The following is a 23,442-nucleotide window of genomic DNA, read 5'->3' on the forward strand; positions in this document are numbered from 1 at the left end:
GGGGCCGGGCGGGCGGGTGTCGGGTGGAATCGGGGGGCGAGCGGAAGGGGCGGGAGGGCGTAGGGGAATCCTGGACGGATGCGGACGAGAGCGGGTGGAGTCGGCTGCGGCCGGGGGTGAGGGGGCGGGCTCAGGGGCTCAGGGGGAGTGCAGGCGCAGGACCGCGTGCTCGGCCCAGTCCGGCGGCCGGGTCAGCCAGGACACCACCGCCATCGTCGCGAACGCCAACGGGATGGTCCACGCCGCCGGCTGTGCCAGCAGCACCGTCGCCCACCCCGGCGGGGTCGGCAGCAGGAGCGACCACCCCACCGCCCCGGTGGCCGTCACCCCGCCCACGGCCAGCCCCGCCGCCGCTCCGGGCAGGGTGAGCCTGCGCCACCAGATCCCCAGCACCAGCAGCGGGCAGAACGTCGACGCCGCCACCGTGAACGCCCACACCACCAGCACGTTGATGTCGATCTTCTCGGCGGGCAGGGCCAGCAGCACCGCCACGCACGCGCCCACCGCCACCGCCAGCCGCAGCCGCGGCACGCTCCCCTGGAACAGGTCGTGCGACAGCCCGCCCGCCAGCGCCAGCAGCAGCCCCGACGACGTGGACAGGAACGCCCCGAACGCCCCCGCCGCCACCAGCGCCGTCAGGATCGTCCCCACCGCACCCGGCACCGCCTGCGCGGGCAGCACCACCGCCACCGTGTCCGTCCCCTGCAACAGCACCAGATGCGGGGTCAGCACCCGGCCCAGCAGCCCGTATACCACCGGGAACAGGTAGAACAGGCCCAACAGGGCGATCACCCCCACCGCCACCCGGCGCGCGATCCGCGCCGACGGACTGGTGTGGAAGCGCATGATGACGTGCGGCAGCCCCATGCAGCCCAGCGTGATCGCCAGCAGCGTCGACCACGTTTCGAACAGCGGGTACCCGCCCGAGTCCAGCAGCGGCGTGCTCCAGCGCTCCCCGCCCAGGTCCGGCAGGCCCTCCGGGTGCGGCACCGCCGCCCCCGCCGGGAACACGAGCCGGGTCCCCTCGGCCACCGTGTGGTCGCCGGCCTCCAGGTCCACCCGCGCGCCGTCCGGGGCGGTCACCGTCACCGGCTCGTCCAGGCCGAACGTGGTGTCCACCGTGAACTCCACCGGCGTCGTCTGCGCGAAGTGCGTCCCCCACTCCGGGTGCAGCGCCTGCGCCCGCAGGTCGGCGCCCGCGTGCGCCACCAGGTAGACCGCCGGGATCGCGATGAACAGCAGCTTGACCACGTAGTGGAACGCCTGCACGTACGTCGCCGAGCGCATCCCCCCGGCCGCGATCGACCCGCTCACCACCATCCCGGCCAGCACCACGCCCACCCAGTACGGGGTGCCGCTGACCAGCGCCAGCACCACCCCGGCGCCCTTGAACTGCGGCACCAGGTACAGCAGCATGATCACCAGCACGACGCAGCCGCACAGCTTGCGCAGCCGGGGCGCGCCCAGCCGGTACTCGGCGAAGTCCGGCACCGTGAACGCGCCCGACCGGCGCATCGGCCCCGCCACCAGGGCCACCACCGCCACGTAGCCCGCGCAGAACCCCACCGCGTACCACATGGTGCCCAGGCCGTTCTTGAGCAGCAGCCCGGACAGGCCCAGCACCGAGGCGGCCGAGAGGTACTCGCCGGCGATCGCCAGAGCGTTCCAGTTCGGCGACACCCGGCGCGAGGCCACCAGGAAGTCGGAGGTGGAGCGGGCCGCGCGGACCCCGTAGATGCCGATGACGAGGCTGGTGACCAGCACCAGGCCGATGGCCAGGACGGAGATCACGGCTCGTCGGGGGCCTTTCTGTCGGGGGCTTTTCCGTCAGGGGCTTTTCCGTCGGGGTCCTTCCCGTCGGCGGGCGGGTGCTCCGTGGCGGTGTGCTCCGGGGAGCGGGGGGAAGGCGGGGGGTGCGGGGCGGTGGGGTGCTTCGTGGTGGTGGGCCCTGTGGTCTCGGGCTTCGAGGTCTCGGGCCCTGTGGTCTCGGGCTCCGTGGTCTCGTGTTCTGCGGCCGTGTGCTCCGGGGGGTGCGGGGCGGGCTGTCGGGAGGCCTGTTGTGCGGCCGCCCGCGCGGACCGCGCCTCGGCCTGTTCGGCCGACCGCACGTGCCACAGCGCCAACAGGAACAGCAGCGGGTACACCGCCGCCACGACCAGCGCCCACGACAGCGGGACACCCGCCACCCGCGACTGCGTCAGCTGCGGCCACAGCGCGAACGCCCCGCTCATCCCGAACAGCAGCAGCGACAGCAGCCCCACCGTGCGCACCGCCGTCCGGCGCTGGCGGTGGAAGAGCCGCCGCGCAGCCTCGGTGTCCACCGGCCCGGGGATCGGCAGCAGGTGCTGGGCCGGGCGGTTGCCCCGGGCCAGCGCGATCCGGGTCTGCGGGCTGGTCAGCTTCTCCCGCCGCGGGCTCATGGCGTCCGCCGCGCCGAACCGTCGGGTTCACCGTCCCGCGGCCGGGGGGCGGGGGCGGTGGTCTGGGCGTTGGCGGCGCGTCCCAGCTGGTCCCGGCGGGCCGCCTCCAGCAGCCGGGCGCGCAGGTGCCGGCCGTGCCTGCGGCTCACCGGCACGTCCCCGGCCGGGGTGCCCGCCACCAGCCCGGAGGAGGACGTCACCCGCAGGTCGCGCACCCACGGGATGGCGATGAGGAAGCCCCGGTGCACCCGGACGAACCCGGCCGACGCCCACACCTCCTCCAGGTAGGACAGCGACAGCCGGATGAGGTGGCCGCCCTCGGCGGTGTGCAGGCGCACGTAGTCGCCCTGCGCCTCGACGAACTGCACGTCGTCGCGCTTGACGAACACCGTCCGGCGGCCCGTGTCGATCTGCACCACGTGCAGGTCCTCCGCCGGGGGAGCGGCCGCCTCGGGGCGGCGCAGCTGCGCGATCCGCCCCACCGCCTCGGCCAGCCGCTCCGGCCGGATCGGCTTGAGCAGGTAGTCCACGGCGCCGATGCCGAACGCCTCCACCGCGTGCGCCTCCGACGCCGTCACGAACACGATCGACGGCGGCTCGGACATGACGCTCAGCACCCGGGCCACGTCCATGCCGTCCAGCCCCGGCATGAGGATGTCCAGGAACGCCGCGTCGATGCTCTCCACCCCGAGCAGGCGCACGGCCGCGGCGCCGTTCTCGGCCACCAGCACCTGCGCCACCTCGGGCATGTCGCCGAGCAGCGCCGCCATCTCCTGGCGGGTGGACGCCTCGTCCTCCACCACCAGGACGCGGAGCGCGGACTTCACTGCGCCACCACCCCCCTGGTGAACCTCGGAACGCGCACGGTCACCTTGGTCCCTTCCCCCAACGCGGTCTCGATCACCAGACCGTACTCGGGTCCGTAGACGGCGCGCAGCCGCTGGTCCACGTTGGCCAGGCCGATGCTGCGCGACTCCGGGCCGGTCCCCGCCAGCAGGGCGCGGGCCAGGTCCGGGTGCATGCCCACGCCGTCGTCCTCGATCTCGATGACGCACAGCGGCCCCTCGCCGAACCCCGAGACGCTGATGTGTCCGCGCCCCTCCTTGCGCTCCAGGCCGTGCCGGATCGCGTTCTCCACGATCGGCTGCACCACCAGGAAGGGGATCGCCACCGGGAGCACCTCCGGGGCCATCCGCACGGTGATGTCCAGCCGGTCGTGGAACCGGGCCCGCTGGAGTTCGAGGTAGGTCTGCACCGCCTCCAGCTCGTCGGCGACCGTGGCGTAGTCGCCCTTCTCGGAGAAGCCGTACCGCAGGTAGTCGGCGAAGTCCGACAGCAGGTGCCGGGCCCGGTCCGGGTCGGTGCGCACCAGCGCCGCGATGACGGCCAGCGCGTTGTGCACGAAGTGCGGGGAGATCTGGGCGCGCAGGGTGCGCAGGTCGGCGGCGGCGATCCGGGCCCGGGCCCGGCGCAGCGCCGCGTGGTCCAGAGAATCGGAGACGAGGGCGGCCGCCGCCTCCACGTCGGCCTCGACCGGGTCGCCGGAGGCGAGCAGGGCCCCGGAGATCTCGTCGGCGACGTTCAGGGGGACGGCGCAGACCGTGGTCCCGTCCTTGAGCCGGGTCCGGACGTTGCTGCCGTATTCGAACACCTGGGAGAGCAGGGAGTCCACCTCCTCCGGCTCCGGACGCCTCCCGTGGCCGGCCACCGGGCCGTCCAGGTCGGCCAGGACGACGCCCTCGGCACCGAGGAGCCGCCGCAGCCGCTTGGCCGCGGCGGGCACGCTCCTGCCGTGCAGCCCGTCCCGGAGGTCGACGCCCAGAGCGTGGACCTGGCGCATCAATTCGACGCTCGCCAGCGTCTCCGACGACTCGGGACGGCGACGTCGGGAGGGGGACAACCACGACGGCCACCGGTACGACACATGACGACGATATCCCAGCAAAGTGTGTCGGCGCTCACGTTGTCCGGGTCACCTTTCGGTCGCTGTGGGGAGCTCGCTCGGGATGTGGGGAGGGGACGGACGGGAGGGGACGGACGGGAGGAGAGCTCGGGAAGGAGAGGGCGGGATGGTGCGGGGTGGTGCGGGATGGGGAGGGCGAGGGGTGGCATGGAGCGGGCCCGCCACCCGTGGGGGTGACGGGCCCGGTGGGAAGGGGAGCCGGGGCGGTGGCCGATGACCCGGAGGCAGGGTGCACCCCCGGACGGGAGTGCGGCCACCGATGGCGTCCCGGATCCTCTGTGGGTCCATGGGGCGGGGTCATGGGGCCGGAACCCCGGTGAGGGGTTCCGGCCCTGGGCGGGCTAGTGGTCGGCGGCCTTCTCCGCGCCCGCGCCGGACAGCGCGCGGACCTGGATCTGGGCGAACTTCGCGAAGTCCTGCTCCTTGGAGGTGAGCGTGCCGATGATCGCGCAGAGCAGGCCGATCGGGACCGAGAACAGCGCCGGGTTCGCGATGGGGAACCAAGAGAAGTCGGCGGTCGGGATGAGCGAGGTCTCGGCGCCGGAGACCACCGGCGAGAAGAACACCAGGCCCACGGCGGCGATCAGGCCGCCGTAGATGCCGGACACGGCGCCCCGGGTGTTGAAGCGCTTCCAGAACAGGCTGAGCAGGATCGTCGGCAGGTTGGCCGAGGCGGCGATGGCGAAGGCCAGGGCCACCAGGAAGGCCACGTTGAGGCCCTGGGCGAAGACCGCCAGGATGACCGCGACCAGGCCGATGCCGCCCGCCGCGAGCTTGGCGACCCGCACCTCCTCGGTGTCGGTGGCCTTCCCCTTGCGCAGGACCGAGTTGTAGAAGTCGTGCGCCAGCGAGGAGGAGGACGCGATGACCAGGCCGGCCACCGTCGACAGGATTGTTGCGAACGCCACCGAGGCGATGAGCGCGAGCAGTACCGCTCCGACGAGCTCCCCGCCGAAGTGGGCGCCGACCGCCTGGGCCAGCTGCGGGGCGGCGGCGTTGCCCGCCGCGTCCTGGGCGGTGATCGCCTCGTGCCCCACGATGGCCGCCGCGCCGAAGCCCAGGACCAAGGTGAACAGGTAGAAGGTGCCGATGAGGCCGATGGCCCAGTTGACCGACTTCCGGGCGGTGACCGAGTCGGGCACCGTGTAGAAGCGGATGAGGATGTGCGGCAGGCCCGCCGTGCCCAGCACCAGGGCCATGCCCAGGCTGATGAGGTCGAGCTTGTTCCACAGGGTCTGGACCGGGTCGCCCGCGACTTCCACGCCGTAGCGCAGGCCCGGCTCCAGGAACGCCGCGCCCTGGCCGCTCGCCTCGGCCGCGTCGCTCATCAGGGCGCCGAAGTTGAAGCCGTAGATCGAGAGCGTCAGCAGCACCAGGAGCGCCGCGCCCGTCATCAGCATGACGGCCTTGACGATCTGGACCCAGGTGGTGCCCTTCATGCCGCCGAAGGAGACGTAGATGGTCATCAGCATGCCGACGACCACGATGCCGACGATCTTGGCGGCCTCACCGGACATGCCCAGGTAGGTCTCGCCCGGCTGGATGCCCATGAGGAGGGAGATGAGGGCGCCGGCGCCGACCATCTGCGCGAGCAGGTAGAAGATCGACACGGTGACGGTGGAGACCGCCGCCGCGGTGCGCACCGGACGCTGCTGCATGCGGTAGGACAGCACGTCGCCCATGGTGTAGCGGCCGGAGTTGCGCAGCAGCTCGGCGACGAGCAGGAGCGCCACCAGCCAGGCGACGAGGAACCCGATGGAGTAGAGGAAGCCGTCGTAGCCGAACAGGGCGATCATGCCCGCGATGCCCAGGAAGGAGGCCGCGGACATGTAGTCGCCCGCGATCGCGAACCCGTTCTGGGTGGCGTTGAACCCGCGGCCGCCGGAGTGGAAGTCGGTGGCGTTGTGGGTGCGGCGGCTGGCCCACACGGTGATGTAGAGGGTGGCCGCGACGACCAGGCTGAACAGCACGATGGTGACGGCGCGGCTGGTGTCGCTGACCGCGCTCGTCTCGGCCGCCAGGTTGGTGAGGGCGGGGGAGGAGGAGAGGGAGGGGAGGGAGGAGAAGGTGGGTGCGAGGGTGCCGCTGAGGGCGAGGTCGGAGCCGAGGCTCAGGAGAGGGGCGTTCACCGGTCCTCCGCCTTCTCTTCCAGGGCCTTGCGGACGTCGGCGGCCGCCGGGTCGAGGTTCTTACGCGAGTACGACGAGTAGGCGATCGCGATCCCGAAGGTCGTCACGAACTGGAGCACGCCGAAGACGAGGGCGAGGTTGAACTGACCCAGGACCGGGGTGCTCATGAGGTCGCGTGCGAACGCCGACATGAGCACGTAGAGCAGGTACCAGGCCATGAAGGCCAGGCTCATCGGGAAGATGAAGCGGTACAGCCGCTGCTTGAGCAGCACGAACTTCGGGTCGCTGTGCATCGCGATGACGTCGGCTTCCGACAGCCCCCCGTTGGCGGGGGACGAGGTCCCCTCCGCCGGGGGTTCGGGCGGTTGCTTCGTGGCCATGTGTGGGTCGTACCTCCGGGGGATGGCAGCGGGGCGGGACGGACGGTGCGCTGGTGGAGCCGGTGCTCTTCTCAGGTGTCACATCCGTATTTCCTGGGTGTGACGTGCGTTACTCGGCACTGTAAGGAGTCGCACTGTCCGACCAGGAGGGGGCGCGCGGGCGTGCGCGCCGAACGCGGGGGCGGCGCGGCGAGCGGTCGTCGACCGTGCGGTGAACGGTCGTGATACGGGACGAACGGTCGGCCAGCGGTTGGGGGTGGGGAGGGGTGGGGGGAGGGGAGGGGAGCGTTCGGGGCGGCGGGCGGGTGGCGGGGGGTGGTGAGGGGGATCTCCACGGGGGGTGGAAGGGCGCGGGCGGAGGGGCCGTTGTAGCTTGTACATGACCAACACCGCGCCAAGGCGCGGTTCCGGTTCCCAGAGGACCCCGGACGAGGTGCGCCGTACCCGGTCAGGACAAGACGGCGTCGGAATGACCGTTCTCGTCGTGGAGGGTTGGAACCGATGATCGCCTGGATCGTGCTGATCGTATCCGGACTGTTGGAGACCGCCTGGGCCATCTCGCTCAGCGCGTCGAAGGGATTCACCCGCCTGTGGCCGACCGTGACCTTCGGTGTCACGCTGGTCGCCAGTATGGGCGGCCTGGCCTATGCCCTGCGCACCATCCCGGTGGGCACGGGGTACGCGGTGTGGGTGGCCATCGGCGCCGTCGGCACCGCGCTGGTGGGCATGTTCTTCCTGGGTGAGGGGTTCAGCCTGCCCAAGGCGCTGTGCCTGCTGCTCATCGTCGCCGGTGTGATCGGCCTCAAGCTGCTGCACTGACCCGGTTCGCCGGGCGGGAGTACTGAGTCGGTGGGGCGGCCGGACCGGCCCGTTGTTGGTCCGTGTCGGTGCGTGCCGGTCCATCGGCTTGGGAAGGCCGTTCGGGGCCGGAGGCTTGTTCTTGTCCTTTGCCCGTGTGTGCGCCGGAGGCGCAGACACGGGCAAAGGTGTTCTCGGGGTGGGTGTGTGCGGCCTTCGCCCCCTGGGGCGAGGTGCGCGGTCTTGTGCCCGGTCTGGGGCTGAGGTCGCGGGAACGTGCGGGTTTCACCCCCGGCACTGACCGGTACCGCGGTCATCCGCGGGAGTAGGCGGCAGCGTGGAGCCCCCTCACCGCCGCCGGCGCCCCCAACCTTTCCAGCCGGTGCGGGTGTGCGCGCTCCGCGTGCACCCGGCTCCGGCATATACACCCCCACCGCTGGGGGCGTGCGCCCAACGCACCGGTCTGGAAAGCTGCCGGGCGCCGACTGCGGCCGGGGCCGGGCCCACCCGGCGCGGACCGCCGTTCCCAAGCGGCTGAGCTCTTGGAAACCTACAACTACCTCGGCGAAGACCCCCTATGGCCAGGGACCCCACTGGCCTGACACGGCTGGAGCGGAGGTTTCCAATCGGGTGAGAAACCCCCTGGGGCAGAGGTGCTGCGACGCCTTCCGGCTGTGGCGGAGGTCCCGGTCGGGTGGGGAACCCTTGGGACGAGGGTGCTGCGATGGCCTCCGGGGGTGGCCGGTCTCCGGGTGGGGGATCCCGGGGCGGAGGAGCTGCGATGCCTCCGGGGGTGGTGTCAGGTGAGGAGTTGTTCGACGATGCGGCCTACGCCGTCCTCGTGGGCGGGGGGTGCGGTGCGCAGGCCCAGGGCGGGGTCGAGGAGGGCGGGGTGGCCGCTCGCCATGGCGTAGCCGGCGCCGGCCCAGGAGAGGGCGGGCAGGTCGTTGGGCATGTCCCCGAAGGCCACGACCTCGTCCGCCGACACCCCCCAGCGCTCGCACACCATCGCCAGGGTGCTGCCCTTGTCCACGCCCGAGGCGCTCATCTCCAGCAGGCCGAAGCCGCCCGAGTAGGTGACCTCGACCATGGTGCCCACGGCCTGGGCGGCCGTCTCGTGCAGGATGTGCACCGGGACCCCCTGGGAGCGGACGAGGAGCTTGGTGATGGGGCGCGCCCGCTCCAGGAGGGTGTCGGTGGAGTCGACCACCTCGCGCACCCAGTCGCGTGGCACCCAGGGCTCCAGGTCGTAGTGGGGGTCGTGGTAGAAGTCCGTTCCCGTCTCCACGCCGAAGCCCACGCCCGGCAGGGCGCCGCGCAGTTCACCGATGACGGTTCCGGCCGTGGCGGTGTCCAGCGCCCGGATGAGGGGGTCGGCCCCGGGCAGCTGGGCCACCGCGCCGTTGCCGCAGAGCACCGCGGAGCAGGTGAAGAGGGAGGCGATGTGGTGGGTGGTGCGCGGCGGGCGCGCGGTGGACAGGACCAGCTTCACGCCGGCGGCCACGGCCGCGGTCAGGGCTCGGCGGTTGCGTTCGGAGACACGGCCGTCGAGGCCGAGGAGGGTGCCGTCGAGGTCGGTCGCGATGACCCGGGGAAAGACCATGTTCCGGATTATGTCCGGATCCGGTGACGCTCCGGTATCGGGATGCGTTCCAGTACGCCGCCGCGGAACACGTCGTAGAGGTCGAGCGACTCCAGGTGCACGTAGCCGATGTGGCAGTCGCAGGTGGCGAGCGGGCAGCCGCTGCGGCCCAGCTTCTCCCGGAACGAGCCGTCGTAGAGGTTGCCCATGGGGATGTCCACGAAGTGGCAGCGCCGCACGTTGCCGTCGCCGTCCACGGAGAGCACGCTGTCGCCCGTCCGGCAGGGCACGCCCAGGCTGGGGTGCGGGTGGCGGCTGTAGTGGAAGTGCGGGTCGAGCGCCTGCCATCGGGCGGCCTCGTCGTCGGTGTAGGTCCGGCCCTCGGCGGCGTTGACCCACAGGTACACGTCCTCGGGCAGGTCGGCGCGCATGCGCCGGGCCGCTTCGAGGTGCTCGGGCTCGCCCACGACGCCCACGCTGAACCGCACCCCGAGTTCGACCAGGCGGCGGGCCTTGGCGACGAAGCGCTCGTGGGTGACCTGGCCGGGGTGGTAGGTGGTCCACAGCGCCGTCGAGGAGAGGTCGCAGTCGGCCAGCCATTCGAGGCGGCCGCTCAGGTTGGTCTGGATGGCCACCCTTTCCACGTGCTCCAGGGCGCTCAGCCGGACCAGGGCCCTGCGGTACCAGGACCGCACCAGCCCCTCGCCCCAGGGGGTGAACAGCACCGAGATACGGGTGTCGGCGGCCGCCACCCAGTCCTCGAACCGCTCCAGGGCGGCGCGGTCGGCGCGCAGCGTCTCCGGGTTGTCGCGGCGCTTGGCGAACGGGCAGTACGGGCAGTCGTAGTCGCAGCTGGCCAGCGGCCCCCGGTACAGAAGGGTCAGCATCAGCGGGCCTCGTATTCGGTCATGAGGGCGTTCACCCGGTCGGAGAAGAACAGCGGTCCGACGGCGTCGGAGTGCGCGAGGCCCTCCTCGGTGAGCAGTAGATCGTCGCCCTCGGCGAGCCAGCCGCGCCGGTCCAGGGCGGCGAACAGGTCCGGGAAGTCCTCCCGCGGGTGGGAGCCGAACCGGGACGTGTAGTCGGCGGCGGCCATGCCCTCGGTGCGCAGCAGCGACTGGAGCAGGTGGCGGCGTCGGCGTTCGTCGTCGTCCAGCAGGAAGCCCACCTCGGCGCGGGCGAAGTCGGCGGCGTCGCGCCCGATGTAGTCGGCGATGATCGAGCGCACCTGGCCGATGCCGACGGCGTAGTCGAAGGAGTAGTGCGCGGCGGTGGTGTAGGAGCGGGCGCCGCAGCCCAGGCCCACCATGCCGTCGGTCTGGCAGCAGTAGTCCGGGCCCTGGGCCTGGGGGGCGTCGGCGCGTCTGAACATGCGCATCGACACCTGTTCGTAGCCGCGTTCGCGCAGGTGGTCGCGGCCCTGCCGGTACAGGCCCAGCCGGTGGTCGTCCCAGGAGCGGCCGCGCCGGCCCAGCCCGGTGAGCGGGCGCACGTAGAGCGGGTAGAGGTAGACCTCCTCCGGCGCGTGCTCCAGCGCCGTGTCCAGGGAGTAGGCCCAGGTGCGCTCGTCCTGGCGGTCGATCCCGTAGATGAGGTCCACGTTGAGGTCGGCCGTGGTGTGCGCGCGGATCAGTTCGAGCGCCCGGTCGACCTCGGCGCGCTTCTGCGGGCGCCCGGCGGCGTGCGCCTCGGAGTCGATGAAGCTCTGCACGCCCATGCTGATCCGGGTGACCCCGCGCTTCTCGAGCACCGCGAGGCGGTCGGCGGTGGCGGTGGCCGGGGAGGTCTCCACCGACATCGGGACGGCCGTGAGGTCCACCCCGAAGGCCGACTCCAGCACGTCGTACACCCGGGTCAGCTCGTCGGCCTCCAGGTAGGTGGGGGTGCCGCCGCCCAGGGCGGCGCGGGCGAACCCGGCGCCGTCGGGCAGGGTGGCGGCCACGGTCCCCGCCTGGCGCTCGAACGCGTCCAGGTAGGCGGAGACCTGTTCGGCGGGCGGGGTGGAGCGGGTGAACAGGTTGCAGAACCCGCAGCGCATCTCGCAGAACGGGATGTGCAGGTACAGCGACAGCGCCCGCACGTCCTCGTCCCGCCACAGGTCGGCCAGCAGGGGGCGGTCGGCGAAGGGGCGGTAGGCGCTCTTGTGCGGGTAGGCGTACACGTAGGAGCGGTACGGGGAATCGGTGGCCAGGGGCAGGGTCGTCACGCGGTGGCCTCCTCGGCGGTGGTGTATCCGTGCGGCAGGAAGAAGTGGGCGTAGGGCACCGTCCACACGACCTCGTGGCCGATCCGGTGCCCGGTGTGCCCGTCCTCGCCGTAGGCGGTGCCGTGGTCGGAGCACACGATCGCGAAGCAGGGGCGGCGGGCCGCCATCGCCTCCAGTACCGGGGGCAGGTGACGGTCGACGTACTCCAGGGCGGCGGCGTGGCTCTCCCGGGTGTCCCCGGCCTCGCGGGTCGCCCCCGGCAGGTGGAACCAGTTGGGCTGGTGCAGGGCCGCCACGTTGAGCAGCAGGAACAGCGGCCGCTCCCCGGACCGGGCGACCTGTACGGCCCGCGCCGCCTGGTTCTCGAAGGAGTGCGGGTCGGCGACGCCGAACGACTCCTCCCAGTGGCTCTCCTGGAACATGTCCGGGATGACCGAGCCCACGGCCGACCTGCGGTTGAAGAACCCGGTGCCGCCCACACAGGCCGTGCGGTACCCGGCGGCCGCCAGCCCCGAGGCCAGGTCGGGGGTGTCGAACGTCCACGTGCGCGGGGCGGTGGACACGCTCCCCGGGAAGGCGGCGGCGAACAGCCGCGGGTGCGGTCCCGGCGCGGCGGGCGTCGGCAGGAACCCGGCGAGCATCGCCAGGTGCGAGGCGTAGGTGAAGCTGCCCGGGGCGTGCCGCTCCTCCCACCGGCCGCCCGGCAGGAGCCGGGCCAGGTGGGGGATGCGCCCGGCCTCGGCCAGCTCGACGGCCACGTCGTAGCGCAGGGTGTCCAGGGTGAGCAGCAGGATGTCGTGCGTGCCCACCACGGCGTTCATGTCCGGAAGGGTGGTGTCCATGTTCTCTCTCAGGATGCGCTGCCGACCGGTGCGGGCGGGACGGGGCGGCGGCCGGTGTCCAGGGCGTGCAGCTGCTCGGCGTAGGTGTCGCGGCCCTCGTGCAGGACCCCGGGGATGAGGTCGCCGAACGCGTTGACCTCGCACACCGCGAACGACCGCCAGCCGGGGGTGGCCATCAGGTCCACCCCGGCGTGCAGGGTGTCGAAGCACCCGGCGGCGGCCTCGGCCACGGCCATCGCCGCGTCCCAGGCGGCCGGGCCGACCTGGGCCTTGAGGGCCTCCAGGTCGCCGCGGGCGTTGCCCAGGTGCAGGTTGGTCATGGGGGTGGCGGAGGAGCGCACCACCACGTGGTGCGCCTTCCCGGCGGTGACCACGACCCGCAGGTCGATGGTCTTCCCGGCGAACCCGGCCTTGGGCACCCACCGCTCCACGTGCAGCCCGTCCGGGGCGAGGGCGTCCACCACGGCGGCGACGTCCTCCTCCCGGGTGTAGGTGCACGGCTTCAGGCTGTTGAACAGGGCGGGGCGGCCGTCCCCGTCCCGGGTCAGGTGCGCGGAGGTGATGGCGCGGACGCGGCCTCCCGGGGCGGTGGCCAGGGCGATCACCCCGGAGGCCGAGGAGCCGTGCGCGGGCTTGACGAATACCCGGGGCCAGCGGTGCCGCTCCATGGCGGCGCGCAGCTCCCGGTAGTCGCGGACCGGGGTGTCCGGAGCGGGCGGGACCGGGACCCCGGCGGCCTCCAGGCGGGCGTGGCAGCGGCGCTTGTCGCACATGACGACCAGGTCGTCCACGTTCTGGAGCAGGTGCGCGCCGGGGGCCGCCGCGACCGCGTCTGCGAGGCGGGCCAGGGCGGCTCGGAACCCGGCGTGGTGGTCGCCGGTGCCCTCGGCGCGGTAGAGGTCGGGGTCGTGGTCCCAGCCGCGCAGCAGGCGCTCGGTGGCGACGTCGCCGCCGGGGGAGTCCACCCGGACCAGGGCGCCGGCCGGGACCTCCACGGGGCCCGACGCCAGGTCGTACCAGGGCAGGACGGTCGGCTCGGGCCACCCGGAGGCCGCGGCGGCGGCCCGGAACAGGTCCAGGCGCCGGTTGCCGGGGACGCCGACCACCACGAGGGGGCGTTCGCGGATCATTCGGACACCACCGTGTAGTAGTGGAGCTCGGTCGTGTCGCAGTGGTCGTACACCTCGGGCTCCTGGGGCGCGGACAGGTTCACGTCCACCCCGGGCAGGGCGGCGCGGATGCCCGCCTGCACGTCCTCGGAGAGGAAGTGGTGGTGCAGGCCCAGGCGTTCCAGGTGGGCGAAGGCGCCGGCGTGCTCGATGATCGCGCGGCCGCCCTCGTCGGTGAGGTCGCCCAGGTCCAGGCCGAGCGAGCGCACCCGGGCCAGGACCTCCGAGCCCGCCAGCGGCGCGACCCAGGAGTCCGCGCCGCGGGTGTTGAGCAGGCCCAAGTGCTCCAACTTGGGGAAGGCACCGCCGGACAGCAGCGGTGCGAGGTCGTCGGGGGTGGCGCCGCCGCCGTAGTCCTCGTCTCCCAGCCACAGCTCCAGGCTCCGCAGCCCGGGCAGGTCCGAGGCGCACACGTCCCGCACCACCTCCGGGCGCAGGCCGCCGCTCTCCACCGTCAGCTCGCGCAGCCACCGGTGCTCGGGCAGGCGCAGGCCCAGCTCCCGGGAGCCCCCGCGCACCACCAGGCGGCGCAGCTTGGGGAAGGCGGCGACCAGCGGCGCGAGGTCGCACAGGTCGATCCAGGAGATCTCGTTCTCCTGCTGGAGGACCTCCCCGAAGAACAGCGACCGGACCTCGGGCCACCCCCCGGCGCGCCGCACGAGCTCCCCGACGACCCGCTCCGCGTCCATGTCGTCCTCGTCCTCGACCAGGTTGCCGACCACCAGGGCGCGGAGCTTCTTCCCGGGGACGAGCGAGGTGAAGCGGTCGAGGTACTCGGGCAGCGTCTCGAAGGGCCTGCGGTAGCGCGGCGAGACCGTGCGCAGCCGCCAGGCGTACGAGCCGGGGTCGGCCAGCGCCCGGAAGAGGGGCTCGTAGGACGGCGGCAGCTCCTCGTGGAGCTCCCCCCGGTTGTGCGCCCAGCGCATGGCGGTGTCGAAGTCGTCGCGGATGCCCTCCCAGGAGGCGAACTCCGCGACGGGCAGCCCCGCGAACTCCTCGATGTGGTGGCTGTTGGGCATGCGGATCACTCCGAGACGGCGCAGTAGTAGAAGAGTTCGTCCTCGTCCTCGTCCTCGGGCTCCCTGGGATCGGACAGGTCGACGTCCACCCCGGGCAGGGCGTCGGCGACCAAGGCGCACATCTCCTCGGAGAGGAAGTGGTGGTGCAGGTCCAGGCGCTCCAGGTGGGCGAAGGCGGCGGCCCGGTCGACGATCCCCTGCGCCCCGTCGTCGGTGAGGGTGCCCAGGGAGAGGTCGAGTTCGCGGACGCCGGAGAGCACGGGGGCGTCGGCCAGCGCGTGGACCCAGTCGTCCAGGCCCCGGACGTTGCGCACGCCCAGGCGCTCCAGGCGGGGGAAGGCCTTCCCGGACAGCAGGGGCGCGAGGTCGTCGGGGGTCGCGCCGCCGCCGTAGTCCTCGTCGCCCAGCCACAGCTCCAGGTTCCGCAGCCCGGGCAGGTCCAGGCCGACGATCCGCCGCAGGAGGTCCGGGTCCAGGCCCCCGCTCTGCACGACCAGCTCCTCCAGGTGCTCGTGCCGCCCGAACCCGATGCCGAAGCCGTCGGCGCCGCCGCGCACCGTCAGGTGCCGCAGCCGGGGCAGCGCGGCGACCAGCTCCGCGATGTCGTACTTCCTGATCCAGGAGACCGACCGCTCCGCGGGGAGGATCTCGCCGACGAACAGCGAGCGCAGCCCGGCCAGCCGGCCGGTGCGCTCCAGGAGGACGTCGACGGTCTCGTCCATGCGGGTGTCGTAGTCGTGGCCGGGCAGGTCGGCCAGGATGAGGGCGGTCACCTCCTCGACGGCGACCTCCGCGAAGAACCGGTCCAGGTAGCCGGCGACGGTCTCCAGGTGCGGCAGGCGCACCCGGCCGGCCTCGTCGCCGCGCCACACCTGGGGGGAGGAGGCGGTACGCAGCCGCCACGCGACCGACCCGGCGGCGGGCAGAGCGGGCGCGGGGGAGGGGGGAGCCCAGTCGTCCCGGACCGGGTACTCGGACCCGCGCAGAACTTCCCAGGAGGGGAAGTCGACGACGGGAAGCCCGCCGAACTCGGTGATGTGGTGATGGATGGGCATGGGGACCTCGGGGCCGGGACGGTGGAGGGAGCACGGCGGAACGCACTCCGCCAGCTGGGGTTTCGGGGGGTTCCAGGTTTAGCAGCCCCCGGCGACGTTCCGCCCCCCGGAGGGGTGGATGCACGAAAGCCCCCGCCCCACCAAGGGACGCATCCGCTCGCACCCCGGAGGAAGAACCCCGCCCGGCCGCCCCGCCCCGGACCCGAAAGCGGATAGGTGAATCAGCTGTTGTTGCTGTGCTTGGCCGCTACAGTGAGCAACACGTTCCCGGGTGGAATGTCCGTTTCTTGAGAACTCATGAATCCGACCGGTTGACGTCGCAATCCGTGCAGGTCAACAAGTCTGCTCCCCGCACACGCGGGGATGGTCCCATGGCGCACCACGGGGCGCCATTCATTCCGAACTGCTCCCCGCGCACGCGGGGACGGTCCCGGAACGGGCGGCACCCGCCAAGGGGTGCCGCCCTGCTCTTCACAGCCGTGACCGGCTGCTCCTCGCGCACGCGGGGATAGTCCCGTTCGCGTCGGCGCAGAACGCCGCGACGAACACTGCTCCCCGCGCATGCAGGGATGGTCCCTTGACCGGGCGGAGCGGCTTCGGCCGGGTGTCCTGCTCCCCGCGAATGAGAGTCGTGGCTCCCTCAGCGACCTCCACGCAGTTCTCCGTCGTGGCTCCGGAGTAGGAGGGCTTGTGCCAGATAGGGGATCGCATCGTTCACCCTCGCGGGTCAGAACTGGTCGCTGCCGACGGCCTGACCGATCGGGAAGGTATGCCGGGAGGCGGCGCAGATCGTCTCCAGGGCGTGGATGGGGACGTCGTCAGTGGAGTGGCTGACGCGCAGCACCTGCACCACCCACTCGCCGGGGATGTCGAGCAGGTCGGCCTCGTAAGGGGTCGCCGGACGCGCGGTCAGCGTCTCGACGGCGTGGTCGAACCGGTGCCCCAGGTCCTCGATGGCGGCCTGGAGGGTGGGCAGCACGAAGCCCTCACCGTCCAGGCGGGTGTTCTCACCGACGTCCACACGGAAGTACGAGGTCGAGATCCGGACCGGGACGCCGTTGGCCCAGAACATCTTGCGGCGGGCGATCACGTTGTCCCCGGGCTCGACCCGGAGACCCAGCGCGACGTGCTCGTTCGCGGGCTCCTGCCCGACGAACAGCATCTTTCGCTCGGGGGTGAGCCCCTGCTGCTCGGCCTCGGTGAGGTAGAGCGACTTGGAACCCCGTGTGCTGGGCGGGGTCGGCAGCGCCCGCTGGACGAGTACGCGCGGTCTCGGCTCGGTGGGGCCGGTGGGGGCCTTGTGGTCGGCTCCGGCCTTCTTCATCTGGGAGACCCGGCCCGGGGAGACCCCCAGATGTCGGGCGATGTCCTCCTGGAGCATGCCGCCCTGCTGAGCCTCGATGATCGCGGCCCTGCGGATACGGGACAGTTCGACGCTCTGCCCCTGCAAGGTGGTCATGGCCGCTGACGCCGCACGGGCTCTGTCCAGCGGATCGGACATGGCGGCGATGTCGTACAAAGTCCTTGCATCCAAGGCGAATCCTCACTTCGGGGTGCTCCACGGTCGACTTTAGCCCCCCTATTGCATCGGGTGAAAGGGTGGGTTACTGTCGTCACATGCGAGGCTTTAGCCCCTATAAAGCCAGCGATTGAGCACTGGCTGGTAGGCGGTGGAGCAATCGGCGATCACACCTCCAGTGTGCCCGACCCTGCTCGGCCCGAGCGTGGCACCGGGCGGTCCGGCTTGGCGGTCATGACCGCGCGGTGTCCCTCCCGACGATTGCAGCGCCGGGACTCCTGTCCGGCGCCCTTACCGGAGGTGTGCGCGTATGGCGCGATACCGCTACCTGAACTGCTCCGAACCCGTGGCCGCCCGTTGGCCGGCAGGCGAGGCCCTGCGTCGGCGGCGTCCCCGCCGGGCCGCCCGGGCCCGCGCCTACGTCACCCACCCCGCCCGGGACCTGGCCCCGCTGGCATTGGCGGTCCGCCGGTGGCTCGCCCGGCAGAACCCCACCCCGCCGACGTTCCCGCCCTTCCTCCCCGCCGAGGACACGACGCCCCTCCGTCCGCGGGTCCCGGCGCCCCGCACCAGCCCGGACTCCGACCCGGGCTTCGCCGCCGCCCTGGCCACCCGCCCCCGCATCCGGGCCCTGCGCGAAGGGACCCGCTCCCACTCGCGCACCCGACCGGAGTCCACCACCGCCAAGAGCAGGGCCGCCGCCCGGCTGCGGGTGCGCACGGCCACCATCCGGTCCACCACCCGCCGGACCTCCGACCGGGACGGATTGTGGAAGGACTCCCTGGCCGCCGCCCGCATCCTCAAGCGCAACCTCGGAAGGGCGGCCTGATGCGGCACGTGTGCGACATCCGCCAGGTGTCCTCGATCCAGACCCTCGGCTTCTGGGCCCACACCCACCGGGTGCCGCTGCGCTACCTCGGGCCCACCCTGGAGGGCCGCGCGGTCTACGCCGCCACCAGCGGCCACACCACCCGCGTGGCGATCACCGCCGGACGCGACCCCCACCCGCACCCGCTCGTCTGGCGCAGCCCCCTGGAGGACCTGTGACCACCCACCCCGCCGAGCCGGATCCGCGGGTGCGGGTCCTGGACGACCTCATCCACGGCCGCTGGGTCCTCACCCTCGAACCCGCACCCGACGGCGGCACGGAGGTGGTCGCCTACCGGCCGCCGGGCTGGACCGGACCGGATCCGCACGAGCGCCTGGCCGCACCCGACCACGCCGGGATGCGGGAGCTGCTGGCCCGCCGCCACACGACCGAAGCGAGGGAGTAGGACATGGACGATCCCGCCTACGATCCGGCCCGGGACCCGATCCCGGACGACCTCACCGACGAGGAGAAGGAAGCGGTCCGCCGCCAGGGCGAGTTCCTCGCCTGGCAGCGCTCCCAGCGTGGTGGTACCGGCCCGGAGGGGGACTGAGCCGCTCTCGGAGCGATAGGGACCGTATCTGCTCGCGACCGAGAGGAGGCCGCCCCGTTGCTCCGGCCCCGGACCTGAAAGCGGATGGGCGAATCAGCTGCTGGCGCTGTGCTTGGCCGCTACAGTGAGCAGCACGTTCCCGGGTGGAATGTCCGTTTCTTGAGAACTCATGAATTCGGCTGGTTGACGTTGTAATCCGAGCAGGTCACCGAGTCTGCTCCCCGCGCACGCGGGGATGGTCCCTTCGCCGGGCACTGGCCCGACGAGATGAGCGGCTGCTCCCCGCGCACGCGGGGATGGTCCCAAGTTGTTGACGTTTTTGATCATGGCAGCCATCTGCTCCCCGCGCACGCGGGGATGGTCCCCGCGCGAGGATGAGCGCGCGGTCTTCCCACGTCTGCTCCCCGCGCACGCGGGGATGGTCCTATGCAGGCGTCGTTGGGGACGACCGCGACCCACTGCTCCCCGCGCACGCGGGGATGGTCCCCCACCGGTAACACCGGTGCCGGCCGCTATGGTCTGCTCCCCGCGCACGCGGGGATGGTCCCAGCGACTACATCAGCCCCTCGGAGCTGACCGGCTGCTCCCCGCGCATGCGGGGATGGCTTCGGGCTGGCCCCGAAGCGCTCCGGTTCGTGTCCGGGAAACCCCTATCCCGCGTACCAGGGCGGCTCGCGGTCCAGGTGCGCGGGAAGCTCCGTCTCGGCGGGGTCCCAGGTCAGCTTGAGGTCACGGCGAAGCCGGTGCAGCTCATGGTCCGGAAACCGGCGCTGCTGCCAATACCCATCAACGTAAGGAACCGACACCCGCCCCGCGCGCCAGTAGTCGGTCGGTATCCCACCCACCACCACTTGCTTGCTCGGCGGAACCTTCCCGGCCTCGACCAAGGCACGACACGAACCGCAGGCCGAGACGGTACGGTCCGCCCCGCCCTCCGGGTTGAACCGGACCTTGTCCGTGAGCGGCCCGTGCGCGGGATCGAAGAAACAGGGCGCACCCCGGTGCGGCCTGGGCCCGCCCCGGCCGAGTGCTTCAGCGACCGCAAGAAGGTACCGGGCTTCGGCGATGTGACCGCTCGCCCTGGTGATCCCGTCAGCGGTCCGCACGGGAGCCTCCTGGTTGAAAAGCACCTGTTCGGCGGCCCAGAGGTGCCCGGTCAACACATCGCGGTCAACGACATCCCCCGCCCCGGACAGCCGCTTCGCCTCCTCGGCGGCCTGTGACCATTCGGCGGTCAGCACCGGAAGATAAGCCGCGACGACCTCCGCGTCCTTCGGCCCCTCACGAAGCTTGAACAGCACGAACCCCACCGCCGCCACCACGACGGCGACCACCACGGCGCCGGCCGTGACCAGGGCGGCCCCTATCCCTGGCCCGAGCCAGAACACGATCAGGAACGCACCCACCGCCAGCACCACCGCGGCCGCGGCCGTGGTCTGCACGACCACGGCCAGATTCAACTCCCGACGTCTGCTCACCCCAGCACCCTAGGCGATATGCGTATTTGCTCCACCGATCGTTCTGACCGCCCCCCAGCCGTTCGTCCACCCGACCGGGACCCTCAACCACCCCCGGAGGGCGTCGCTCGGCCTCCATCGCAAGGGGCGAAGGCGGCACGTACCTGTGGGGCCTGACCGAAGAGGGTTGCTCACCCACCTGGAGCCCTCAGCCACTGCCGGAGGGCGTCGCTGGGCCTCCGCCGCAGGGGGTGAGGGCCGCACGTGACCTCCTGCCCCGACCCCAGGGGGTTCGGGTAGGGCGGTACTCGGCCCGGGCTCCAGGGGGTGAGGCGGACTGTGAGGTTTCCAGGACGTCCGCCATGTGGGAACGGCGGTCTGTGGTCGCAGCCACAGGTGACTGGTTTCCAAGAGCTGAATCGCTTGGGAAGGTACAGCCGCGGAGCGTGGATCCGTCCCCGCGCAGTCGGCGTTCGGCAGAGTGCCGGGCGGTTTCGTTGGGCGCACATCCTCAGTAGTGGGGGTGCGCTTTCCGGGGACGGGTCCGCGCGAGGCGCGCACACCCGCACCGCCTGGAAAGGTTGGGGGCGCCGGCGGCGGTGCGGGCGCTCCACGCTGTCGCCTACTCCCGCGCGTGACCGCGGTACGGACGGGAGTGGGGGTGAAAGCCGCACGCACCCGCGACATCAGCCAGAGGGGGGTTGGGGAGGAAGGACCGCGACCCCCACCCCAGGGGGTGTGGCCGCACGTTCCCGCGACCCCGGCCACAGGCCGGACACCAGACCGCGCACCTCCGGCTCAAGGGGGTGAAGGCCACGCGCTCCCGCGACCTCAGCCAGTGGGGGGTTGGAGGAAGAACCGCTGCCTTTGCCCCAGGGGGTGTTGCCGCACGTCCCCTCCACCCCGGCCACAGCCCGGGCACCGGACCGCACACCTCCACCCACGGGGTGAAGACCACCCGTACACGCGGCATCAGCTATATCCATCCGGAGACGTAGAGGCGGTCCGGCTCCGCCCACCGGGCGAACGCCGCCGGGCACGCAGCCAGGTACCCCCGGGAGCCGTCCACTCCCTCAGAGAGTTCCCCGCCAGGACTCCCTCTCGCGCACAGCCACCCGCACCCAGCAGCCAGGCGAAGTCCGCAGAAGGAAATGACCGCCGCCCGAACCACCCTGTGCGGCTGGTGGGCGTGAGCCCGGACGCGGACCGCGCCCCACTCACCACCCCACCCACCACCTACTCGGTGACGGCCGTGTACCGGTGCGGCCCGTCCTTCCACTGCGCGGGCTCGCGTCGCCCGGACACGTCCACCACCGTGCCCCGCCGCCGGAACACCCCGGCCACCTGCTTCTCCACCTCTTCCGACAGGTAATGGTGGTTCAGGTCGAGGTGCCGAAGCCTTCGGAAAGCGGACGCACCGTCCACCAACGCCTGCGCGCCCTCGTCGGACAGGTCCCCCAGGGACAGGTCGAGGACGTCCAGCTCCCGGACCACCGGAGACCCCGTCAGCACCGGGATCCACTCATCGAGCCCCGGGACGTTGCGCAGACCCAGGTGCCGCAGCCGGGGGAACGCCCCACCCGACAGCAGCGGCTCCAGGCCCTCCGGCGTAACCCGTCCGCCCGCGTGCCACTCGCTCCCGAACCACAACTCCAACCGGTGCAGCGCGGGCAGCTCCGAGGCGCACACGTTCTCGACCACCTCCGGGCGCAGCCCCGCACTGTGCACGGTGAGGCGTTCCAGCGACCGGCTCTCCAGCCGTAGCCCCAGCTCCTCCGAACCGCCGCGCACCACCAGTTCGCTCAGCCCGGGCAACACGGCCACCAGCGGGGCCAGGTCGCACAGCCGGATCCAGGAGAGCTCCTGCTCCTCCGACGTGACCTCGCCGAAGAACAGCGACCGCAGCCCGGCCAGTCTCGGGGCCGCTCCGACCAGCGCCTCGACGACCGGTTCGGCGAGCATGCCGTAGGAGTCGTCGTACTCGGACAGGTAGCCCACGATGAGCGCCCGCAGCGCTTCCAGGGGCACCTGTTCCGTGAACCGGTCGAGGTAACGGACGATGTGCTCGCGGGCGTATCCGTCCTCGTCGTCCTCCGCCTCGCCCGCCTCGCCCGCCTCGCCGTCCGCCCCCTCGGGATCGTCCCTCCACGGCTCGGAGACGGTCAGCCGCCACGCGAAACCGCCAGGGTCGGCGAGCTCCGCCTCACCCGCCTGGCGCGGGTGGACGACACCCTCCTCCTCGTCCGGCACCGACAGCGGGTCCGTGAACTCCACGACCGGCAGCCCGCCGAACTCGGCCACCCGGCTCAGGTGCGACCGCGGCCCGAGCACGGTCACTCCGTCACCGCCGGGAAGCGCCAGTCCCCGTCCTGCTCCTGCCGGTCGCCGACGTTGATCTCCACACCCGCCTCTGCGAAGGCGGCGCCGACGCGGGCCTCCATCTCCTCCGACATGTAGTGGTGCTCCAGGTCCAACTTCCCCAGCTCCCGGAAGACCGGGGTGTCCAGCAGCACCTGCGCGCCCTCGTCGGTGAGGGTGCCCATCGACAGGTCCAGGGAGCGCACCCGCCCCACCACGGGCGCCTCGGCCAGGGCGCGCACCCACCGGTCGGTGTCCTCGGCGTTGCGCAACCCCAGGTGGTTCAGCTGCGGGAACGCCTCGCCCGACAGGGTGCGGGCCAGGTCGGCCGGGGTGGTGTCGCCGCGGTAGTCGTCGACGCCCAGCCACAGCTCCAGGTTCTCCAGCGCGGGCAGCTCGGCGGAGTCGATGCTTCGAGCGATCCTGGCCGGCAGGCCGCCGCTCTCCACGGTGAGGGAGCGCAGCGCGTCGTGCCGCCCGATGTCCAGGCCCAGCTGGCTCTTCTCGTGCATGTAGGGATCGCCGGTGCCGCGCACCGCGAACTCGGTGAGCCACGGCAGGGCGGCCAGGACCGGGGCCAGGTCGGGCTGGTGGATCCAGGAGATCTCCTGCTCCTCGGCGGTGAGGTCCCCGATGAACAGGGACTCCAGGCCGGTGAACGCCGCGGCGTGCTCCACGAGGGCGTCGCGGGCCGGGGCGCCGGGCTCCGGCGATTCGGAGGAGCCCGAGGCGCCGATCACCATGGCCCGGACCAGGGCCGTGTCCGCCTCCTCCACGAAGGAGGCGAAGTATTCACGGAACTCCTCCTCCGGCTCGTAGCTGTCGACCCCCAGCCACCAGGCGTAGTCGCGCACGGTGCGCAGTGCGGCGAGCCGCGCCAGGGCGTCGGGGGCCGGGCGCCGGCCGTACCGATCCGGCTCCGCGGCCATCCCCGCCGGGGAGATGTACTCGAACACCGGCAGTCCGCCGAATTCGCTGAGGTGATCGCCGATCATCAGGGTCGCTCCTGGTACAGGGGTATCGGGTGAGTCATGTGTAGCAGCCTGCGGTGACGGATCGGGGCGCCGACCCGCCGCCTATCCGACCCCCACCCCGCCGCCATCCGACCTGTCACTCCCAACTCG

General features: G+C 72.2%; 22 protein-coding genes, 1 CRISPR repeat array and 1 riboswitch. Of the genes, 5 read left to right on the forward strand and 17 right to left on the reverse strand.

Annotated features, from left to right (window positions below):
* Positions 1 to 138: 138 nt before the first annotated feature.
* The 6 genes from K1J57_RS13455 to K1J57_RS13480 all read right to left on the reverse strand — a co-directional run bounded on the left by K1J57_RS13455 (position 139) and on the right by K1J57_RS13480 (position 6,892).
* The gene (locus tag K1J57_RS13455) at positions 139 to 1,791 is read right to left on the reverse strand and encodes a cation acetate symporter (protein ID WP_220564768.1); all 1,653 of its coding nucleotides are present in this window, start codon (positions 1,789 to 1,791) and stop codon (positions 139 to 141) included.
* On the reverse strand, positions 1,788 to 2,420 hold the full coding sequence (locus K1J57_RS34160) for a hypothetical protein (RefSeq protein WP_370634656.1): 633 nt from the start codon (positions 2,418 to 2,420) through the stop codon (positions 1,788 to 1,790). Before K1J57_RS34160 ends, K1J57_RS13455 begins: the two co-directional genes overlap by 4 nt.
* Positions 2,417 to 3,247 carry a LytTR family DNA-binding domain-containing protein gene (locus K1J57_RS13465; RefSeq protein ID WP_220564769.1) on the reverse strand — a complete coding sequence of 277 codons (831 nt, stop codon included), beginning with the start codon at positions 3,245 to 3,247 and terminating at the stop codon, positions 2,417 to 2,419. The genes K1J57_RS34160 and K1J57_RS13465 overlap by 4 nt, the downstream gene beginning before the upstream one ends.
* Complete coding sequence (locus K1J57_RS13470) at positions 3,244 to 4,260, reverse strand: sensor histidine kinase (RefSeq protein ID WP_220564770.1); 1,017 nt, start codon at positions 4,258 to 4,260, stop codon at positions 3,244 to 3,246. Before K1J57_RS13470 ends, K1J57_RS13465 begins: the two co-directional genes overlap by 4 nt.
* 464 nt (positions 4,261 to 4,724) lie before the next feature.
* Positions 4,725 to 6,404 (reverse strand): cation acetate symporter, encoded by a 1,680-nt coding sequence (locus tag K1J57_RS13475; RefSeq protein WP_220565512.1) that lies wholly within the window; start codon positions 6,402 to 6,404, stop codon positions 4,725 to 4,727.
* Positions 6,405 to 6,508: 104 nt separating this feature from the next.
* Complete coding sequence (locus K1J57_RS13480; protein ID WP_220564771.1) at positions 6,509 to 6,892, reverse strand: DUF485 domain-containing protein; 384 nt, start codon at positions 6,890 to 6,892, stop codon at positions 6,509 to 6,511.
* 404 nt (positions 6,893 to 7,296) lie between these two features.
* Positions 7,297 to 7,360, forward strand: a riboswitch (guanidine-III (ykkC-III) riboswitch).
* A 36-nt stretch (positions 7,361 to 7,396) separates the two neighbouring features.
* Between K1J57_RS13480 and K1J57_RS13485 the strand changes: the two genes are divergently transcribed.
* Positions 7,397 to 7,711 (forward strand): multidrug efflux SMR transporter, encoded by a 315-nt coding sequence (locus K1J57_RS13485; RefSeq protein ID WP_220565513.1) that lies wholly within the window; start codon positions 7,397 to 7,399, stop codon positions 7,709 to 7,711.
* A gap of 778 nt (positions 7,712 to 8,489) precedes the next feature.
* Here the strand turns inward: K1J57_RS13485 and K1J57_RS13490 are convergent.
* The 8 genes from K1J57_RS13490 to K1J57_RS13525 all read right to left on the reverse strand — a co-directional run bounded on the left by K1J57_RS13490 (position 8,490) and on the right by K1J57_RS13525 (position 17,022).
* Positions 8,490 to 9,293 carry an HAD family hydrolase gene (locus K1J57_RS13490; RefSeq protein ID WP_220564772.1) on the reverse strand — a complete coding sequence of 268 codons (804 nt, stop codon included), beginning with the start codon at positions 9,291 to 9,293 and terminating at the stop codon, positions 8,490 to 8,492.
* A gap of 8 nt (positions 9,294 to 9,301) precedes the next feature.
* A complete protein-coding gene (locus tag K1J57_RS13495) occupies positions 9,302 to 10,159 on the reverse strand; it encodes an STM4011 family radical SAM protein (RefSeq protein ID WP_220564773.1) in 858 nt (285 codons plus the stop codon).
* On the reverse strand, positions 10,159 to 11,478 hold the full coding sequence (locus K1J57_RS13500) for an STM4012 family radical SAM protein (RefSeq protein WP_220564774.1): 1,320 nt from the start codon (positions 11,476 to 11,478) through the stop codon (positions 10,159 to 10,161). The genes K1J57_RS13495 and K1J57_RS13500 overlap by 1 nt, the downstream gene beginning before the upstream one ends.
* On the reverse strand, positions 11,475 to 12,320 hold the full coding sequence (locus K1J57_RS13505; protein WP_220564775.1) for an STM4013/SEN3800 family hydrolase: 846 nt from the start codon (positions 12,318 to 12,320) through the stop codon (positions 11,475 to 11,477). The genes K1J57_RS13500 and K1J57_RS13505 overlap by 4 nt, the downstream gene beginning before the upstream one ends.
* A gap of 8 nt (positions 12,321 to 12,328) precedes the next feature.
* A complete protein-coding gene (locus K1J57_RS13510) occupies positions 12,329 to 13,450 on the reverse strand; it encodes an STM4014 family protein (protein ID WP_220564776.1) in 1,122 nt (373 codons plus the stop codon).
* Positions 13,447 to 14,508: an STM4015 family protein gene (locus tag K1J57_RS13515; RefSeq protein ID WP_220564777.1), complete on the reverse strand. Its 1,062-nt coding sequence runs from the start codon at positions 14,506 to 14,508 to the stop codon at positions 13,447 to 13,449. The genes K1J57_RS13510 and K1J57_RS13515 overlap by 4 nt, the downstream gene beginning before the upstream one ends.
* A 5-nt stretch (positions 14,509 to 14,513) precedes the next feature.
* Positions 14,514 to 15,563: an STM4015 family protein gene (locus tag K1J57_RS13520; protein ID WP_220564778.1), complete on the reverse strand. Its 1,050-nt coding sequence runs from the start codon at positions 15,561 to 15,563 to the stop codon at positions 14,514 to 14,516.
* A 727-nt stretch (positions 15,564 to 16,290) separates the two neighbouring features.
* Positions 16,291 to 17,022, reverse strand: a complete 732-nt coding sequence (locus K1J57_RS13525; protein WP_255647030.1) for a GntR family transcriptional regulator — start codon at positions 17,020 to 17,022, stop codon at positions 16,291 to 16,293.
* Between the two features lie 370 nt (positions 17,023 to 17,392).
* Between K1J57_RS13525 and K1J57_RS13530 the strand changes: the two genes are divergently transcribed.
* From K1J57_RS13530 to K1J57_RS13545, 4 genes are read left to right on the forward strand one after another with little or no spacing between them, the layout of a single operon-like run.
* Positions 17,393 to 17,911 carry a hypothetical protein gene (locus K1J57_RS13530; RefSeq protein WP_220565944.1) on the forward strand — a complete coding sequence of 173 codons (519 nt, stop codon included), beginning with the start codon at positions 17,393 to 17,395 and terminating at the stop codon, positions 17,909 to 17,911.
* On the forward strand, positions 17,911 to 18,129 hold the full coding sequence (locus K1J57_RS13535; RefSeq protein ID WP_220564780.1) for a hypothetical protein: 219 nt from the start codon (positions 17,911 to 17,913) through the stop codon (positions 18,127 to 18,129). Before K1J57_RS13530 ends, K1J57_RS13535 begins: the two co-directional genes overlap by 1 nt.
* Complete coding sequence (locus K1J57_RS13540; protein ID WP_220564781.1) at positions 18,126 to 18,356, forward strand: hypothetical protein; 231 nt, start codon at positions 18,126 to 18,128, stop codon at positions 18,354 to 18,356. Before K1J57_RS13535 ends, K1J57_RS13540 begins: the two co-directional genes overlap by 4 nt.
* 3 nt (positions 18,357 to 18,359) lie before the next feature.
* A complete protein-coding gene (locus K1J57_RS13545; protein WP_220564782.1) occupies positions 18,360 to 18,503 on the forward strand; it encodes a hypothetical protein in 144 nt (47 codons plus the stop codon).
* A gap of 214 nt (positions 18,504 to 18,717) precedes the next feature.
* Positions 18,718 to 19,112: direct repeats of the CRISPR family, unit length 29 nt; unit sequence CTGCTCCCCGCGCACGCGGGGATGGTCCC.
* Between the two features lie 41 nt (positions 19,113 to 19,153).
* Here K1J57_RS13545 and K1J57_RS13550 read toward each other — a convergent pair.
* The 3 genes from K1J57_RS13550 to K1J57_RS13560 form a co-directional block, all read right to left on the reverse strand.
* Positions 19,154 to 19,951, reverse strand: a complete 798-nt coding sequence (locus tag K1J57_RS13550) for a hypothetical protein (RefSeq protein ID WP_220564783.1) — start codon at positions 19,949 to 19,951, stop codon at positions 19,154 to 19,156.
* Between the two features lie 1,245 nt (positions 19,952 to 21,196).
* Entirely contained in the window at positions 21,197 to 22,291 is a 1,095-nt protein-coding gene (locus tag K1J57_RS13555) for an STM4015 family protein (RefSeq protein ID WP_255647031.1), read from the reverse strand.
* A 2-nt stretch (positions 22,292 to 22,293) separates the two neighbouring features.
* The gene (locus K1J57_RS13560; RefSeq protein WP_220564784.1) at positions 22,294 to 23,313 is read right to left on the reverse strand and encodes an STM4015 family protein; all 1,020 of its coding nucleotides are present in this window, start codon (positions 23,311 to 23,313) and stop codon (positions 22,294 to 22,296) included.
* Positions 23,314 to 23,442 lie beyond the last annotated feature (129 nt).

The organism is Nocardiopsis sp. MT53 (genome assembly GCF_019598965.1).
In the GTDB taxonomy this organism is placed as follows: domain Bacteria; phylum Actinomycetota; class Actinomycetes; order Streptosporangiales; family Streptosporangiaceae; genus Nocardiopsis; species Nocardiopsis changdeensis.